14 protein-coding genes are annotated in these 16,826 nt (G+C 39.1%); 6 read left to right on the top strand and 8 right to left on the bottom strand.

The features are described 5' to 3' along the window. Position 1: 1 nt before the first annotated feature. Positions 2 to 1,591: a hypothetical protein gene (locus HCO57_RS01450; protein WP_167987519.1), complete on the top strand. Its 1,590-nt coding sequence runs from the start codon at positions 2 to 4 to the stop codon at positions 1,589 to 1,591. Between the two features lie 73 nt (positions 1,592 to 1,664). On the opposite strand, the gene HCO57_RS01445 is transcribed toward HCO57_RS01450, so the two are convergent. Further along, positions 1,665 to 3,260, bottom strand: coding sequence for a hypothetical protein (locus tag HCO57_RS01445; RefSeq protein WP_167987518.1), 1,596 nt, complete (start codon positions 3,258 to 3,260; stop codon positions 1,665 to 1,667). A gap of 573 nt (positions 3,261 to 3,833) precedes the next feature. On the opposite strand from HCO57_RS01445, the gene HCO57_RS01440 reads away from it, so the two are divergent. Next, positions 3,834 to 4,880 (top strand): sugar kinase, encoded by a 1,047-nt coding sequence (locus HCO57_RS01440; RefSeq protein WP_167987517.1) that lies wholly within the window; start codon positions 3,834 to 3,836, stop codon positions 4,878 to 4,880. A gap of 7 nt (positions 4,881 to 4,887) precedes the next feature. Then, positions 4,888 to 5,553, top strand: coding sequence for a bifunctional 4-hydroxy-2-oxoglutarate aldolase/2-dehydro-3-deoxy-phosphogluconate aldolase (locus HCO57_RS01435; protein ID WP_167987516.1), 666 nt, complete (start codon positions 4,888 to 4,890; stop codon positions 5,551 to 5,553). Positions 5,554 to 5,630: 77 nt separating this feature from the next. On the opposite strand, the gene HCO57_RS01430 is transcribed toward HCO57_RS01435, so the two are convergent. Then, positions 5,631 to 6,689 (bottom strand): family 16 glycosylhydrolase, encoded by a 1,059-nt coding sequence (locus HCO57_RS01430; RefSeq protein ID WP_167987515.1) that lies wholly within the window; start codon positions 6,687 to 6,689, stop codon positions 5,631 to 5,633. Positions 6,690 to 6,700: 11 nt separating this feature from the next. Beyond that, positions 6,701 to 9,052 (bottom strand): beta-agarase, encoded by a 2,352-nt coding sequence (locus HCO57_RS01425; protein ID WP_167987514.1) that lies wholly within the window; start codon positions 9,050 to 9,052, stop codon positions 6,701 to 6,703. Between the two features lie 300 nt (positions 9,053 to 9,352). Between HCO57_RS01425 and HCO57_RS01420 the strand changes: the two genes are divergently transcribed. From HCO57_RS01420 to HCO57_RS01410, 3 genes are read left to right on the top strand one after another with little or no spacing between them, the layout of a single operon-like run. Continuing rightward, positions 9,353 to 10,336 carry a TRAP transporter substrate-binding protein gene (locus HCO57_RS01420; RefSeq protein WP_209065935.1) on the top strand — a complete coding sequence of 328 codons (984 nt, stop codon included), beginning with the start codon at positions 9,353 to 9,355 and terminating at the stop codon, positions 10,334 to 10,336. Further along, complete coding sequence (locus tag HCO57_RS01415; protein WP_167987513.1) at positions 10,333 to 10,803, top strand: TRAP transporter small permease; 471 nt, start codon at positions 10,333 to 10,335, stop codon at positions 10,801 to 10,803. Before HCO57_RS01420 ends, HCO57_RS01415 begins: the two co-directional genes overlap by 4 nt. Continuing rightward, positions 10,800 to 12,077 (top strand): TRAP transporter large permease, encoded by a 1,278-nt coding sequence (locus tag HCO57_RS01410; protein WP_167987512.1) that lies wholly within the window; start codon positions 10,800 to 10,802, stop codon positions 12,075 to 12,077. Before HCO57_RS01415 ends, HCO57_RS01410 begins: the two co-directional genes overlap by 4 nt. On the opposite strand, the gene HCO57_RS01405 is transcribed toward HCO57_RS01410, so the two are convergent. The 5 genes from HCO57_RS01405 to HCO57_RS01385 are packed head-to-tail and all read right to left on the bottom strand — an operon-like array spanning position 12,060 to position 16,727. After that, entirely contained in the window at positions 12,060 to 12,869 is an 810-nt protein-coding gene (locus HCO57_RS01405) for an alpha/beta hydrolase (protein ID WP_167987511.1), read from the bottom strand. The genes HCO57_RS01410 and HCO57_RS01405 overlap by 18 nt on opposite strands. A gap of 12 nt (positions 12,870 to 12,881) precedes the next feature. After that, entirely contained in the window at positions 12,882 to 14,000 is a 1,119-nt protein-coding gene (locus tag HCO57_RS01400) for a Zn-dependent alcohol dehydrogenase (protein ID WP_167987510.1), read from the bottom strand. After that, positions 13,990 to 15,252, bottom strand: coding sequence for an NAD(P)/FAD-dependent oxidoreductase (locus HCO57_RS01395; RefSeq protein ID WP_167987509.1), 1,263 nt, complete (start codon positions 15,250 to 15,252; stop codon positions 13,990 to 13,992). The genes HCO57_RS01400 and HCO57_RS01395 overlap by 11 nt, the downstream gene beginning before the upstream one ends. A 6-nt stretch (positions 15,253 to 15,258) precedes the next feature. Continuing rightward, positions 15,259 to 15,567, bottom strand: a complete 309-nt coding sequence (locus tag HCO57_RS01390; RefSeq protein WP_167987508.1) for a 2Fe-2S iron-sulfur cluster-binding protein — start codon at positions 15,565 to 15,567, stop codon at positions 15,259 to 15,261. Continuing rightward, positions 15,567 to 16,727, bottom strand: coding sequence for a cytochrome P450 (locus HCO57_RS01385; protein WP_167987507.1), 1,161 nt, complete (start codon positions 16,725 to 16,727; stop codon positions 15,567 to 15,569). The genes HCO57_RS01390 and HCO57_RS01385 overlap by 1 nt, the downstream gene beginning before the upstream one ends. Positions 16,728 to 16,826 lie beyond the last annotated feature (99 nt).

Below are 16,826 nucleotides of genomic sequence, written 5' to 3'. Positions count from 1 at the left end.
GATGAAATTTAAAAATATATCAAAATTAAGTCTTGCTGCGGTAGCGCTATCTTTTTTAGCGTTATCCTGCGAAGAAGACAATGATGTGCCATTGAATGATTCTAGTCACCGTGTGATTATGACATCAGAAATGGACTTTGACAATAAGGTAGAAGTTAATGGCGAAATTACCTTTGGAGATATTTCCACCGGCGTGGTTTCTAGAACATGGACTTTTCCAGATGGAGTGGCAGATTTAAAGGGGCAATCCAATAACGCTACATCAAATAACCAGGTAGTAGAAGCCATTTTTAAACAAGTTGGTGACCATGAAATTAAGCTTTCGCAAACCTTTCAAAGCGATGCTTACGTAGGCACAACTCAAAAAGGAAAACAGCTAGATACCACCATTGTTGTTCGTGTTTTAGGTAGTGTAGGTGCTACTGTTACTGCCAATATTTTAAATAATGATGGCACCTTAGGTAGTGCGCTTACCATTGGTGATAATGCTCGCAATGAGATTATGGCTGGTAGTACGGTAAGATATGCAGTGACTACAGTAGGTGAGCCAGAAAATTTTGCGTGGTCTTTTGAAGGTGCTGACCCTGCCACTTCTTCTGATGTGGTTTCAGAAATAGACGTAAAATACAAAAAACTCGGCGACTATGGTTTTGGTTTTGCTGCAAATAGAGAAAGACCACAAGGAGGCACAGAAGTTTTGTACGGTAATTTAATAAGTGTAATTCCGTCTACAGAACCTGTTACCTTAGATGCAGTTGAAGCCACAGCTGAAGGAAATATTGCACTTAATTACAGCAGAGAAATGGAACCGTCTACTATTGATGCTTCTCAATTTAGCGTTGTCCTTACCAACGGTGATACTGATTTAGCCGCAAGCATTGCGAATGTTTCTGTAGACCCTAATGAAGGCAACCTAGTCATTATTGAATTAGAAAATGACAGAGTCTATAATGATGATGTTGCACTGGTAAGCTATACAGCAGGCACACTAACCACCACAGATGCCTTCCCTGCGGAAAGCTTTACAGATGTACCTGTTGTATTTAAGGGTGCTAATATTCTTAATAATGGCACTTTTGATTATAGCTTTGAAAATTCTACTGCAGCCAATTGGCCTTACCAATGGTGGGGTGCCCCTTGGGATGCCTATTCCTTAGAAATTTCTCAAAACCAGGCTCAAGATGGGGAAAGTAGCGCGTATATTGAATACAACGCTAATGGCGGAATGATTATTGGCCACCATGATGATACTAATGCTGCTATACCTTTCACTGTAGAGGCGGGTAAAACCTATGAAGTTGGTGTTTGGGTTTATGTAGAAGCTTTAGAAGCGCCCGATACAGGTAACTTTTTTGCACCAGACTTGCGTTTTTATTGGTTTCCAAATACCGATTGGGGTGTAGGTCCAAACCCTGCATTTACGAGTGATTTTGCCCTTAATCAATGGGTTTACACATCGTTCTTGACGGATTTTGGTGGCGTTGGTGGTGATTTAACGCTAGCTATTAGAGGATACAATCAAGATAACTCTACCGTAACTAGATTCTATATGGACAGCATTTCTATATCAGAAGCGGTGTTAAGGCCGTAAACACTTGCACTATCACCAAAAAAAGGTCGGGTTTTATTTCCCGACCTTTTTATTTTATACAATATAACAAAAGCTATAACTGTGCAATAAAATCTTCTAAGTTTTCTTTCCGTTCTAAGTTTAGCTTTTTTCGTAATCTGTAACGGGTTGTGTGTACAGACTCGACACTTATACCTAATAACCTAGCCATATCTTTACTGCTAAAATTTAATTTAATTAAAGCACAAATCTTATGGTCACTTTGTGTAAGATTCGGGTATTTCTCGGTGAGTTTTTTATAAAACTTTTCATTTACCGCCGTAAAACGCAACCTAAATTCCTCCCAATTGTTACTGTTGCTAACAGAAATTGAACGCAAGAGTTTATTGACTTCGGTTTGTTTTAAATTGTCTTTATTGGTTCGCAGTTTTTCCTTCAGTTCTTTTAAAAATTCGTCTTTTTCAACCAATTGTAAAACAGAAGCAGCTAATTCCTTGTTTTTGAGCTCCAAAAGCTCGTTTGCTTTTTGTATCTCTAGTTCTTTATTTCGTCTTATCAAAGCCTTTTCCATTTTATGTTTATTACGTAAATGTCTAAAAAACAAATATGCTAAGACCAAAAGAGTAACTATAGCTCCTAGCAGAATGGTGCGTTGTAAAAACGATATTTTCTCATCTTGCTCTAATTTTTCTAACCGTTGTTTTTGTATCAAATCTTGTTGGCGTTGCTTTTCTAATCTAAATTCGTCACGTATTTCTAACATCGACTGATTTTTAGCACTACGCCCATCAAAAAACAAAGCATCTAACGCCTTAGCTGTTTTCTGATTTTCAAATGCCTTTTTATAATTACCCTGTTTAATATAGTGGTCTGCCAAGCGCTCATAGATTAGCGGTGTAAAATCTATATGTCCTTTATATTTTTCAGACATTTTAATCGCCTGTAAATATTTCTGTTCACTCTCTTGTAAGCGACCCATTTGTTCATAAACATCTCCCCAATACGTATAAACCAAAACCATATAAGAAGGTCTTTTCTCTAAAAACCAAGATTCTAAATTCTGGAATATATCTAAAGCCTCCTGCTCCTTCTCCATTTTAGATAAAATAAAAGCACGCTCAAATTTTAGTTGTGCCATGGGCACTTGGTTAGGAACATTCTTATAGTACAACAAACAACTATCCAAATACGTATTCGCCAATTTTGGCCGGTCTAATTCACGATACGTACTTACAAAAGCAAAATAATTATATACCAAATAAGCAGGGTCGCTTTTACCTTCTTCCACCATCTTTTTTCTTATATTCAAGGACTCAGACAAGTATTTTAAAGATTCTTTTTCTCTTTTATAAAAACTGTAGAAACGGCCTAACCTAAAAGCAATCACCGCATCTAAAGAATCGTTTTTTACTTTTTCTGCCAAAAAGAGAGATTTCCAAAAAACATCGTAAGAATTGGCATAATCCGCACGGTGTCCATAAACATCTGCCATCTGCAGCAACGCTCCAATACCTTTTAACGTATCGCCTTTCTGTAAATAAGCTTTATGAGTTTCCTCTAAAACCGAAATTGCTTCTGATGAATTTTCGTATTGAATGGCGGCAGTATCAGAAAAGAAACGTTTCATATTCTGTTGTAACGTATCAACCTCTTGCCCTACTAGTCCAAGAGATATAAAAGAAAATAACACCAATAGAAGATTAAAGCTCCTTTTGGTTAATAAATCGACTAAAAACAAAACTGAACAAATATTAAATTAACAATTCCTTAAATATACAACAAGATTGAGTATAAAATAAAAATATATATAACTAGACAGATTAGAAAATTAGCATCAAAACAAGCCAGATTTATTTTTACTTTAGGGTTAAAAAAAAGCCTAATGATTTGAAGGTTCAAATCATTAGGCAAACTAAACTAAAAACTGAATTGTAATTCTATACTACTAATAAAGGTTCAAAAGCTCTACCTTTTTATAAGAACCTACCAGAATAGCAACAAAACAAATTTACCCTAATACCATATTTTAACCTATACAATTAACTGTACACATACTAGACAAACTATAAAAATACATATCATACAAAATCCAAATTGAAAACGTTATAGTACATAAAAATGTTATACAATTGTTGGCGTATACATCACTAACATTACCCTAATCATTTGTGTAGAGTTTTTGTCGAGATAGCTTTTAAATCAACCCTAATAATAATACTTAGCTTTCGCCTCTAATATTTCTAATAACTAAACATTATACTTTATGAAAAGAGTGGTAACCTTTGGAGAAATTATGCTCCGATTGGCCCCTCAAGGGTTTTTAAGATTTTCACAAGCCAATAGTTTTGATGTGGTCTATGGTGGTGGCGAGAGTAACGTTGCTGTATCCTTAGCCAATTATGGTGTACCCGTAGATTTTGTAACGCGTTTACCTAAAAATGATATTGGCCAATGTGCCCTTATGGAAATGCGTAAGCGTGGTGTGGGTACAGATAAAATTGTTTATGGCGGTGACCGTTTAGGCATCTATTTTTTAGAAACTGGTGCGGTTTCTAGAGGTAGTAAAGTGGTGTATGACCGTGCACATTCTGCTATGGCAGAGATTGAAAAAGGCATGGTAGACTGGAAATCTGTTTTTGAAGGTGTAGAATGGTTCCACTGGACAGGGATTACCCCTGCCATTTCCCAAGGTGCCGCAGATGCGTGTTTAGAGGCAGTTAAAGCAGCTAGTGATATGGGTGTTACCATTTCTACCGATTTAAATTATAGAGCTAAACTTTGGAAGTATTGTGATGATGCTAAGCGCGAAGAAATAATGGCGGAGCTTACATCCTATTGCGATATTGTTTTGGGGAATGAAGAAGATGCAGAAAAGCATTTTGGTATTAAACCAGAAGGTTTAGATATTACTACCCAAGGAGAACACGTAAAGGCCGAAGCATTTTTATCGGTTTGTGAGCAAATGATGAAACGTTTTCCACGGGCTAAGAAAGTAATTACCACCTTAAGAGGTTCCCTTTCTGCAAGCCATAACACATGGGCAGGGGTATTGTATGATGGTACAACCATGTACAAATCTCCAGAATACCAGATTACACACATTGTAGACCGTGTAGGTGGGGGCGACTCTTTCATGGGTGGTTTAATCTACGGATTATTAAAATACCCAGAAGACGACCAAAACGCCTTGAATTTTGCAGTTGCTGCTTCTTGCTTAAAGCACACTATTAAAGGTGATGCTAATTTGGCTACGGTAGATGAAGTAGAAAAATTAATGAGTGGTGATGCATCCGGAAGGGTGACTAGATAAAAATGGCATGGCACAGTATACAAGAATAGAAGTAATACAAGCAATGAAGGACACCGGAATGGTGCCTTTATTCTATCACCCAGATGTAGAATTGGGTAAAAATGTATTAAAAGCCTGTTATGATGGTGGTGCACGTTTGATGGAATTCACTGCACGAGGTGATTTTGCTTATGAAGTATTTTTAGAGCTCAACAAATATGCAATTAAAGAGCTTCCAGGGATGATCATGGGCGTTGGTTCCATCACAGATGCAGCAGCTGCTAGCTTGTTTATGCAAATGGGAGCTAACTTTATAGTAACACCATCTTTAAGAGAAGATATCGCAAAAGTTTGTAACCGAAGAAAAGTGTTATGGTCTCCAGGCTGCGGTAGCTTAACAGAGATTAATGCTGCAGAAGAGTTGGGGTGCGAGCTGGTAAAGCTATTCCCGGGCTCTACTTACGGTCCTGGATTTGTAAAGGCCATTAAAGGCCCACAACCTTGGACAAGTGTAATGCCAACAGGCGGGGTAAGTACAGATAAAGACAATCTAAAAGGTTGGTTTGATGCTGGAGTAACCTGCGTAGGTATGGGGTCTAAACTCATCTCTAAAACCATTTTGGAAAATAAAGATTACGATGGGTTACAGCAATTGGTGGCTTCTACTTTAGAAACTATCAAAGGAGTGAAATAACCCTGTATTATTCAATTAGCATAAAAAAGCATGGTGTAAACCATGCTTTTTTTAAACTAAACTAACTCAAAACTTACCTATTGTTCTACAGGCTTAAAAATTCGTATCCAATCTACCTTTAAAGTATGTCCATCTTCATCTGCCAACTCACTATCTGTGGGGGTATAGGTATCGGATTGTAAACCAGATGCTGGACTAGAACGCCAGTCTTGGTCCTCTACATCAATTATTATATCCATTTCTTTACTCAATCCAGTACGTGTATCGGTAGAAGAATCACCAGGATTGGTTTCATTGGTATAAAACAAAGGATCTATCATATCTTTCCCAGAAACCGTACGTACCAATTCTCCATCAATATAATACTCCAAATGCCATGGATCTCTCCAATACACCCCATAGGTATGAAAATCTTCTCGCCATTTTGTAGTACCATCTGTATACCAAGAACCTGCATCTTTTGGCTGGTAATCTTGGAAAGGGTCTCTTATAAATACGTGGTGACTAATATGCATACGCTCAGCAAACCATGTATGACTCGCCTGTGCACTTTCTGAGTAATCTGCACCATAGGCTTCCATCATATCAATTTCCTGAGTATCATCCGGACTCAACATCCAAATACCATTTGCTAAAACTGAATTCATAATTTTAGCACGTGCCTCTGCATAAACAGGGTATTGCACTCTGGTTTTATGGGTAATACAGCCGGTATTTATTTTATCAGAACCTGCTTTACGTTTGGCGGGTATTTGTAACAATCCATCACTCACAAACGGAAAATCTCTACGCCATTCTGTTAAGCCAGGCCCGGTCCATGCATTGTGGTAAAAGTCGTCCCAATTAGCAAAGAAAGCATCGCCTTTAGCATCTGCTGGTGCTTCATATTCAAAATCATCTGAAAATGATTGAAACTCCCATACTTTACCCACTCCAGGGTCTGCAGGCACAGGAATTTTACTGTAATCATCATTACTGGACTCCTCTTCTTCTGGGTCTAAATCTGGTTCTGGGTCAGGGTTTACCGTTTCTGTGTCTGGCTCCGGATTAGGAGCATCATCACTACTAGAACTACAATTGGATGCCGTAAGTACCCATAAAGCAAATAGGGCTATTACAAGGGGATTTAACTTCATATTTTTAGTATTTATTGCTGTTTTACAAACCCGTATCGTGTAGTATACAGGGAACTATTAATTTCTTTAGTGGCTTTTACCATAGAAGGGTAAGGAACATCGGTGATGCTTACAAAGCCAACATTGTAATTCTCACCATCATGTGCTCTCCCAGAGGTTGGGGAATCTAAGTATTGAAACCAATGTGCACCCACAAAATACGGATTAGCAATTACGGTTTCCATGTACTTCTTATACATTTTTGCACGGTCTTCATGATCTACTGCATGCACTAATCCTGGATGGAATAAACCTGTAGTTTCCGTACCTATATGGAATTCCCCAATTAAACTGGGACGGTCTATTTCTTCTAAAAATTTCCAATAATTTTCACTCAAGGCTTCATGGTAATAATTGTAGCTAAAAACATCTACGTATTTAATGGCAGCATTACGCACTTCTTCACTCATACCCCAAGTAGCAAAACGGCACCCCATATACAAATGGTTGGGCAATACTTTTTCCAATTCATTATGTACTGTCTCAAAATATTTAGTAGCGTACGTTTCTAACAGTGTAGAAAAATCGGCTACCATGGCATCAGAAAAATGTGGTCTTTCTTTAAAATCTACACCATGCTCAAAGGCTTGCCAACTCGGTATTTCTGTTTCCCAAGCTTTATTTAACGCTTCAATACTACCATGTTTTTCTTTTAAGATTGCCACAAACTTTTCCTTAATAGGGTGTTCCTTAGCATTAAATTGTAATGCATGTACCACAATGCCGTACGTCCCTACAACGGTCCCTGGTACACCCCAGCTCTTTTCGTTATCAATAAAAATCCCAACACACCAAGGATTATTCTTTACTTCCTTGGCGATAACGTCTACCGTTACCTTGGTACGTCTTGCAAATTCTGGGTCAAACACATCCGGCATAGGTCCCCAATAATCCAATCCACTTTTTACGGTTTTAAAATCACCAATTATCCATCCATTAGCAAAGTAGGGCATTCTATTCTTTTCATAAAACTCGTATGCCGCCCAGTTACCAAAAGAGGTAAAACCCCAATTCAAAAATCGGTCTAAAGTAACGTCTAGCCACTTTTCTCTGTGGTATTCTGGGGTTGGCTCTCCATACCGGCGTTCTAAATTAGCTTGGTAATGGCTATAGGTTTCTCCATGCTCAAAAGGACCAATATGCTGTTCTCTTCTGTAACTATAGTTATTAGCTAAGGGATCATCATAAGAAGGTAAATCTAAAAACATTTTTTTACGCCAAGGGTATGCATCATAAGCCGTACTAGTTACAGCCTTACTTAATTTAACCATACCTCTAGAATCTTCTGGGGTTACATCTTCTGGATCCCTATAGCGGATGGAATCGTTTTTAAAATCGACTCCCGTAAAAGAAGTCGTATTGGCCATCCGTACATTAGCAATACCATGAGAAAAGAAAATATAACCCTCTGGATCTATTAAAGCCCACTTATTACCTATTTTTTGTGTTCTAAAATAGCCGGTGGCATCATACTTTGGACCCTCTGCCCAACCTCCAAACTTACTTCTACCAGGCATAGTCCCTTCTTCTGCTAACTGCTTTAACTCTGCATCTGCTAGTTCTTTAAGTTGAGCGTCACTGGTTATTTTACCTTCAAAATCTAACTTTGCATTTTGCCCATATTTATCAATGATGCCAACTAAATAATCGTCTGCAACGGGTGGGGTCTCTACCAACCTAACGTTATCTATCACTATTTCTTTATCATCTATCGTATGTGATGCATAAAAGGAAATACTTGCAATTTTAGAAAAATCGACATCCCTTTTTAAACCTTGAATTTTCATATGATTAGAGGCATTATTGAATGGATGCGGATTATCCCTTAAACCAACATCTTTGGCAACGTATTCACCAGCTAGTTCAAAAAAGAAGGTATTGGTAGCACCTATACCTACGACAGAAGAACGATTAAGGCTAATTCCCTTATCATTAACTACACTCACAAATAATTGTACAGAATAATCTGGAGTAGTATTGGTTACATCAAATACTAAGGCATAGTTGGTAAAACTAGAAGCATCTATAGGGTGTTTGGGAGTGTATGCTACTCCGGGGGACTTAGCATCACCATTAAAAGATAAACGCAAGGCTTTTTCTCCTTTAGTTACTCCTTTTTCTGTGGTTAAAGCAATAGCTGCATCTGTAGTTACAAAAGTGCTATCCAAACTGGCAATTTCAAAGTCTAAAAGCGTCGTTTGTGTTTTATCTTCCCAGAAGGGATCTGTTAGGCTCGTTTGTTTTGGCTGATTTTTACAACCAATACCCAATACCAGTACCAAAGCACCAAGAAGAGCTCGGTAGGCAATTTTTTGATTATACATGTTTAGTCATTTATTCAAGGAACAAATTATTCAACTTGGTTTAAAATTCTGTTGAACACTACTAGACAAAAACTGACAACACTCTCAACAATTTCTTTAGGCTACTGTAGTAACAGGTTCTTACTCCATACTAGAAACTACGGTATTGATTGCTTTAGAGAAAAGAATAAGCTACTAAAAGTGAGCTTTTGTTCAGTTTAAGGTCTAGACAAAACCATTTGTTCTAAACTCAAAACACAGTCGGCAGCTATTTAATTCGTATTTTAAGATGAAATTTAACTGCAAACCAACTGCTACCTTATGAAACTTGACATCATGCGGCAACTCGCCGTTTTGGTCTTTGGAGTTCTCTTTTTAGGCTGCTCCACAACAAAAGATGAACCCATAATCCTTAAAGCTAGTTTACTAGTGAATGAAGACCATTCTTGGTACAAAGCTCTAGCTTTTTTTGGTGAACGATTAGCCGAAAACTCGGAAGGCAGGTTGCAACTACACCTTTTTCCTTCAGAACAACTGGCAAAAGAAGTAGAGGCCATACGCATGATACAAGCAGGGGTATTAGACATGACTACCACCAGTTCTTTATTAAGTAATTGGACAGAAATTATGACCTTCTGCGAAATGCCTTTTCTCTTACAAACCCCAGAACAGGTAGAAGTTTTAATGGAAGGGCTCTTAGGGGAACGTATAGCTCGGGAAATGGAGCAAAAAACTGGATTGGTCCCTTTGGGGTATTTCCAAGCCGGAGTACGCCAGTTGACTACCAATACACCCATTAAAAACCCGGATGATTTAAAAGGCTTAATCCTAAGAGTGCCTAATGTCCCCTCTTTTGTGACCGCTTGGGATGCATTAGGAGCTAAAACTACGCCAATGGCATTTTCTGAGGTTTTTACGTCTTTGCAACAAGGAACCATAGACGCTCAAGAAAACCCACTTGCTTTGATTAAGGTTTCTGGATTTTATGAAGTTCAAAAATATGTAAACCTCACCAACCATGTTGTAAGTTGGACCTACCCTGTTATTGGAAAAAAATCACTTTCTAAATTAAGCCCAGAACTGCAAGAAATTTTTCTAAGCACCGCAGAAGAAATGATTAGCTACCACCAACAGTTGTTTTTAGAAAATGAGAAAAAGATTCGCGCAGAGTTAGAAGCCAAAGGCATGGAATTCATAACCGTAGACAATGCTGCTTTTATAGAAAAATGTGGTAGTGCCATTTACCAAACTTTATCGCCAGAAATGCAAGAGCTATACCAAACCATCAGAAAAGATTTAGAATGAAACGCCTATTATTTTATACCCGTAAAATCATAAAATGGGGCACCGTAAGTAGCACCTTTCTTTTTATAGTCTTAACGCTGGTACAGATTTATGGACGATTCTTCTTGGAAAAAGCACCCTCTTGGACCGAAGAAGCAGCACGAGTAGCTTTTATTTACGCCATTGCATTTGCTTCTGGTCTTGCTATTAGAGGTAATTACTATGTTGATTTTGGATTTTTATTCCATAAACTACCAGACAGATGGCAGCAAAACCTTCGGCTAGCCATATGGTTAAGTGTAACTTTCTTTTTTCTGGTTTTTACTTTTTACGCCTTAGAATTTGTATGGATGGGAATGGCAGAGACCTCACCGAGTTTAAAATACAAAATGGCAATTTCATTTAGCGGTGTTGCTATTATGGGCTTATCCATTTTGGTGCATTTGGTTCAACAACATCCATTTAAAAACAAAACTTTGACCACATGATTTGGATACTAATAGTCGTCTTTATTTTTTGCTTGGTAATGCGGTTTCCCATAGCCTTTTCACTAGGTATTTCTTGCTTTGTGTTTCTTATTTGTAATGGCACAGATTTAATTGTTATGCCCATGAAAATGTACTCGGGTATAGACGTATTTGTACTCTTAAGTATTCCAGGCTTTATTATTGCCGGTAACTTAATGAATCAGGGTGGATTAACCTCTAAAATCATTCAATTTTGCAACCATGTAATTGGTCACGTGCCAGGAGGTTTAGCTTTGGCCAACATAGGTTCTTCCATGCTCTTTGCTGGTATTTCTGGCACCGCTATTAGTGATACGGCTAGTATTGGTTCTATTATGATACCTGCTATGAAAAAAGAAGGGTACGATGCTGATTTTGCTTGCGCTGTTACCGCCTCTTCTTCCACCGTAGGACCTATCATTCCACCAAGTGTTCCTATGATTATCGCGGCAACATTAAGTGGCTTATCTGTAGGTAAATTGTTTTTAGCTGGGGCACTACCGGGATTATTGTTGGGTATAGCTATGCTGGCCTTTACCTATTACATTGCAAAACGAAGAAAATATCCTAAGTATGCACGCAGTTCTTTTAAAACCATTGCTAAAGGTTTTGTAGATACGTTTTGGTCCTTACTCATGACCTTTATCATTTTGTTTGGAATTATTGGCGGGGTATTTACACCCACTGAAGCTTCTATAATAGCCGTCTTATATGCGTATTTGGTAGGTGCCTTGGTCTACAAACAGCTCAGTTTTAAAAAGACCATAGCCGTTGTTTTAGATGCGATGAAAACCTCTGCCAGCCTAATGGTGTTGATAGGTTTTGCAAACCTATTTGGTTACATTTTGGTTTCTGAGAAAATACCACACGAAATTTCTAGTACCATTCTTGGGTTTTCTGACAATAAATACGTGGTTTTATTATTGATAAACCTTTTGCTTATTCTTGTGGGGACGTTTATGGAGACTATAGCAGCTTTACTTATTTTATTTCCTATCCTATTAAAAGTTGCCCTTAGCGTAGATGTAGACCCCATCCATTTTGCAATCATTGCTTTACTAAACCTAATTATCGGGTTAACCACACCGCCACTAGGCATTTGTTTATTTGTAGCTTCTGGAATAGGAAAAGTACCCTTAGAAAAGGTGAGCAAGGCAAACTTACCCTATTTGGGCATTAGCTTTTTACTGTTGACGCTGGTTACCCTCTTCCCAGAAATAACGCTGTTTTTACCGCGATTAGTTTTGGGTCAGTGATGCATTAAAAAACTGATAGGTTTTCCGTACATGGGTCTGCCAATATTCCCATTGGTGACTCCCAGGAAATTCTTCGTAAGTATGCTTAAAATTCAGGTCTTGTAGTTGTTGATGTAATAATCTGTTCCCTGCTATCAACTCATCTTCTACACCACAATCAAAACGCAGGGGTGGCATTTTAGTTTGATTGGCCTTTATTACATCGATTACATTGGGTGTCTCCGCTTCTTGAGTGTAGTCGGTTAAGGGCTCTTCTACAAACAGCTTCATTTCTTCTAAGCACGTAATAGCACTATGCGCTGCTATAGCACTGAATTTATCTGGATAATTACTCCCCAACCACAAGGCGCCATAGCCCCCCATAGATAAGCCTCCTATACATAGCTTGCTTTTGGCACTCGCTTCTGGAATATTTTCTTTTATTGCAAGGGGCACGTCTTCTACTATCCAACGTGCAAAATCTTTCTGATGATGTGCGAAATAGGCAGAACCGTCGCCCCATAACCCATCTGAAGGCATAGCGATTATAGCAGGTTCTATCTGTTTACGCTGCATCAATTCCTCCGCGGTTTTGTGTGCACCGCCTTTTAATGCCCAAATCCAAGCGCTACCATAAACCCCGTGCAACAAAATGTATATGGGCAAATCCGTTAGCGGTTGGTCTGTTTTTGGCACATACAGACAGATATCTCCCCTACCCTTTAAATTTGGTGTTTTTACGGTTAAAAAACGTAATCCATCAAATTCGTAGGGAGCATCGGACAATTCTATTGTTCTAAAGGAACCTTGCATAATTTTTAACTATCAATCAAAAACAACTACGCCTTTGGCATTTTTTCCTTTCAACATATCGTCAAAAGCTTCCTCCAATTGGTCTAGTTGGTATTCTTTGGTTATCATTTGATCTAGAAGTAAATCGCCCTTCTTATACAATCCCATCAACTTAGGAAAATCTATTTGTGGCCTACACTTACCGTACAAGGGATTCATGTAAATCTTATCCCACTCAAACAAACGCATGTCAATAGTAATTTCTTCTTCTATACCACTTACTTGCACTGCGGTACCAGCATTCCTAACCATGGCTAAGGGTGCTGCCCCTAAAGCGGGAATTGCAGTACACTCAAACGCATAATCGGCTAACCTACCGCCTAGTAATTTTTCCATCTCTTTAGCTGCCTGGTTTAAGCCTGTATCCTTCTTATCTGCTAAGATTACGTCTGTTGCCCCAAACTGCTTGGCCAATTCTAATTTATTTGGGTTGATGTCTATGGCGATGATTCTATTGGCTCCAGAAATAGCGCATGCATTAATTACGTTAAGGCCTACTCCGCCACAACCCAGTACAACCGCTGTACTACCAGCAGCTAATTCTGCGGCATTTACTACCGAGCCGTAGCCCGTCATTACACCACAACTAACAATAGCTGCTGCGGAAAAATTTAAGTTTTCTTCCGATACTTTTACCAATGCCGATGCCTTTACTAGAGCATATTCACTCAAAGTTCCTAAGTTAAAAGAACGCTCAATAGCTTTTCCCTGCCATTGCGTACCTTCTAAATGTGCATGACCAGGGGTGTGACCGTTACCTCCTGCCACTACGGGCGAATTATTCTCGCAAATATGCTGATTACCTTCTTCACACTGAAAACAATGCATACAAGGCGTAGCCCAATTCAGAATTACTTGGTCTCCCACAGCAAAATCTTTTACTGCAGCACCTACGGTTTCTACAATGCCTGCTCCCTCATGCCCCATAACAATGGGTTTACCCCATGAGAGCGAATCATAATCGGTATGGCAAAGCCCAGCCGCCTTAATTTTCACCAAAACCTCATCTGCTTGTGGCTCCGCTACCGTTACCGTATCTATTATAAATTTACCATCGCCGGTGGCAACAGCAGTTTTAGCTTTAATCGACATTCGTTGTAGTTTTTATAAGGGTATTTGGTTTAAAAGGAATGCTAGCATCTGCTAATTTTTCCTTGTCTACCACTGTATTGTTTTTAATAAATTTTGTTCCCAGCACAAAAGCTTTTCCATTGTTCACAGCATCTACTGCCAGTAAGGCATCGTCCTTAAAATACCAGATAGAAAAACAGTCTTCTTTATCTTCTTCCGTTCTAACTACTAAGTCTGTATACCCTTGTGATAGGCCTACCATTTGTAGTTTAATATGATATTGGTCTGACCAAAACCATGGCAAAGCATCGTAAATAGTAGTGTTACCCACTATATTTGCCGCAACAGCTTTTGCTTGGTCTACCGCATTTTGCACGCTCTCTAAGCGCATCCATTTTTGGTATCTAGGATGATGAAATTGCGCTACATCTCCTAAAGCATACACATTAGCTAGAGATGTTTGCAGTTGCTCATTTACCGTAATACCATTGTCTAGCTTTACTCCCAATTGCGTTGCTAAAGCTATATTAGGTCTAACTCCGACACCCACTAAAATTAAGTCCGCTGGATAGGCGACGCCATCCGTACCCATTACGGTAGTGCCGTCTTTGGTTTGTTTAATTTCTTGCGCAGAAACCCCTGTTTTAATCATTACACCATTTGCAGTATGTAACTCTTGAAAAAAACTAGCCAACACTGCTGGTGCAACACGAGCTAACAAACGTTCTTCGCGTTCCAATACGGTCACATTTCCGCCCAATTTTTTCAAAGAAGCCGCAGTTTCTAAACCAATATAGCCTCCACCGATTACAACAATGTTTTTGTTCCTAGCATTTTTAAAACCAGCTTGTATAGCTAAAGCATCTTTGGCACTCCGTAACACATGAACATCAGAAGAAGCGTTAATTCCTGCTATAGGCGGTACAAATGCAGATGCCCCTGTTGCTAAAACCAAAGCATCATACTGTATGCTGGTGCCGTTACTCAATTCTAAAGTTTGGGTAGTAGCATCTACACTGGTAACGGAAACGCCAAGGGCTAGGGTAATGTTTTCTTCCTCGTATCGCTCTGCAGCAAATAATGGGTTAAACGCGCTCCCATCCGTTAAGGATAAATACGCCTTAGATAAAGGAGGTCTATGGTAAGGTAAATTTTCATCAGCATCTATGAGTACAATGGTACCTTCCCAACCTTGTTTACGTAATTCCATAGCGCAGTTAGCCCCAGCGTGACTAGCACCTACAATAACACAGGTTTTAGTATTGGTATCCATGTCCATTTAATTAGCGACCTCTACGGTGATGCCGTCTATAGCATCTGTAACGGGAATTTGACAGCACAAACGACTGTATTCGTTAACATTATCATCAAACTCCAACATATCTGCTTCTATTTCTGAAGGCGCTTCTAACTTTTCGTAATACGCAGGAGCCACATGTACGTGGCAAGTAGCACAAGAGCAAACGCCCCCGCAATCACCATCAATTCCTGGTACCTTATTCTTTACCGCTAGTTCCATTAAACTTCCAGAATTTGCCTCATAGACCAAGCTTTCTCCGCCTTTAGTGATGTATGTTATTTTTGCCATTATATTTTTGGATTTAATTCAATTTCTAAACTATCAAAACCGACCTTGCGTTGGTGTTCGCCCCAGTCTTCTATATTTTCTACCGCATTCACCACAGTTAATTTTGCTACTTTCTGCGTAAACACCCGTAAAAACACTTTCATAAGTTGTCTGGCATGGGTAGCTCCCAAACACTTGTGGGTACCAAAACCAAAAGCCACATGTGGATTCAGCTTACGGTCTAACACTACCTCATTCGGGTTTTCAAAAACGGCCTCGTCTCTATTGGCAGAAGCCCAACACAGGCTTACACGAGTATCTTCCTTAGCCACATGGCCACTTACTTCTTTCTCTTGAGCCACCACGCGCCCCATGTGTGTTAAGGGCGAAAAATAACGCACCAGCTCCTCTATTGCTGTGTTCACCAATTCTGGATTATCCCTTAACTGTGCTATCGCCTCTGGATGCTCTGCCAAATACGCCATGGTATTGGTGAGGTAATTAATTACGGTATCTCTACCCCCAGCAAAAGTGAGTATGAGCACTCCTTTTACTTCCTCCTTAGTCATCTTTCTTCCTTGGTATTCTGATTGTAACAAAACACCATACAAACTGTCATCAGGATTGGCGATAACTTTATCTATTTCGGCATCTATATAATCGTACAAAATGGCGGCTTTGTCTCCATCTAAATCGCTATCCTCACTACGGAAAACGTGGGTTCCCCAAGAAATCCAAGTTTCAGCTTCCTCCCTAGGTATGTTCAACAACAAGGTCAACGCTCTAGATTGTATGGGTAAAGACAGTTCTGCAATTGCTTCTATCTTACCTTTGGCCAATACACGGTCCAATTCCTTAGCCACAATAGCCTCTAAACCTGCTTCATAAGCTGCATCTAAAGGTCTTTTAAACCAATCTTCTACCAATGCACGGTATTCCGTATGTTCTGGTGGGTCTACCTCAAACGGAATTTGGCGGGTATCTCTAATATTTACTTCTGAAGGTACTACAATACGCCCCGGTTGCGCCCCAGAAATAAAAGATTTGTAATCGTGCGCCGATTTTCTCACATCTTTAAACCGAAGCAACATGGCTACGGGGTCATTTTGATCATTAAACGGGCATACCCCTTTAGCTTCTCTCGTATCTTTAAACGCATCTGGAAAATCGCTCACTCCCATTTTTACTAGAATTAATTGCTATATTATGGTTTTACCCTGTTGGTTATTACCAATTTGATAATAGAACACTAAGGATAATCACAAAAATCTAAATAATAT

Source organism: Croceivirga sp. JEA036 (assembly GCF_011882165.1).
Taxonomy (GTDB): Bacteria; Bacteroidota; Bacteroidia; order Flavobacteriales; family Flavobacteriaceae; genus Croceivirga.
The sequence above is the reverse complement of the archived record's forward strand: the minus strand, read 5'-3'. Positions and strand labels throughout refer to the sequence as shown.

Coding starts and splice junctions, on each gene's coding strand:
- HCO57_RS01450 (WP_167987519.1), top strand. CDS start 2: ATGAAATTTAAAAATATATCAAAATTAAGTCTTGCTGCGGTAGCGCTA.
- HCO57_RS01440 (WP_167987517.1), top strand. CDS start 3,834: ATGAAAAGAGTGGTAACCTTTGGAGAAATTATGCTCCGATTGGCCCCT.
- HCO57_RS01435 (WP_167987516.1), top strand. CDS start 4,888: ATGGCACAGTATACAAGAATAGAAGTAATACAAGCAATGAAGGACACC.
- HCO57_RS01430 (WP_167987515.1), bottom strand. CDS start 6,689: ATGAAGTTAAATCCCCTTGTAATAGCCCTATTTGCTTTATGGGTACTT.
- HCO57_RS01425 (WP_167987514.1), bottom strand. CDS start 9,052: ATGTATAATCAAAAAATTGCCTACCGAGCTCTTCTTGGTGCTTTGGTA.
- HCO57_RS01420 (WP_209065935.1), top strand. CDS start 9,353: ATGAAACTTGACATCATGCGGCAACTCGCCGTTTTGGTCTTTGGAGTT.
- HCO57_RS01415 (WP_167987513.1), top strand. CDS start 10,333: ATGAAACGCCTATTATTTTATACCCGTAAAATCATAAAATGGGGCACC.
- HCO57_RS01410 (WP_167987512.1), top strand. CDS start 10,800: ATGATTTGGATACTAATAGTCGTCTTTATTTTTTGCTTGGTAATGCGG.
- HCO57_RS01405 (WP_167987511.1), bottom strand. CDS start 12,869: ATGCAAGGTTCCTTTAGAACAATAGAATTGTCCGATGCTCCCTACGAA.
- HCO57_RS01400 (WP_167987510.1), bottom strand. CDS start 14,000: ATGTCGATTAAAGCTAAAACTGCTGTTGCCACCGGCGATGGTAAATTT.
- HCO57_RS01395 (WP_167987509.1), bottom strand. CDS start 15,252: ATGGATACCAATACTAAAACCTGTGTTATTGTAGGTGCTAGTCACGCT.
- HCO57_RS01390 (WP_167987508.1), bottom strand. CDS start 15,567: ATGGCAAAAATAACATACATCACTAAAGGCGGAGAAAGCTTGGTCTAT.
- HCO57_RS01385 (WP_167987507.1), bottom strand. CDS start 16,727: ATGGGAGTGAGCGATTTTCCAGATGCGTTTAAAGATACGAGAGAAGCT.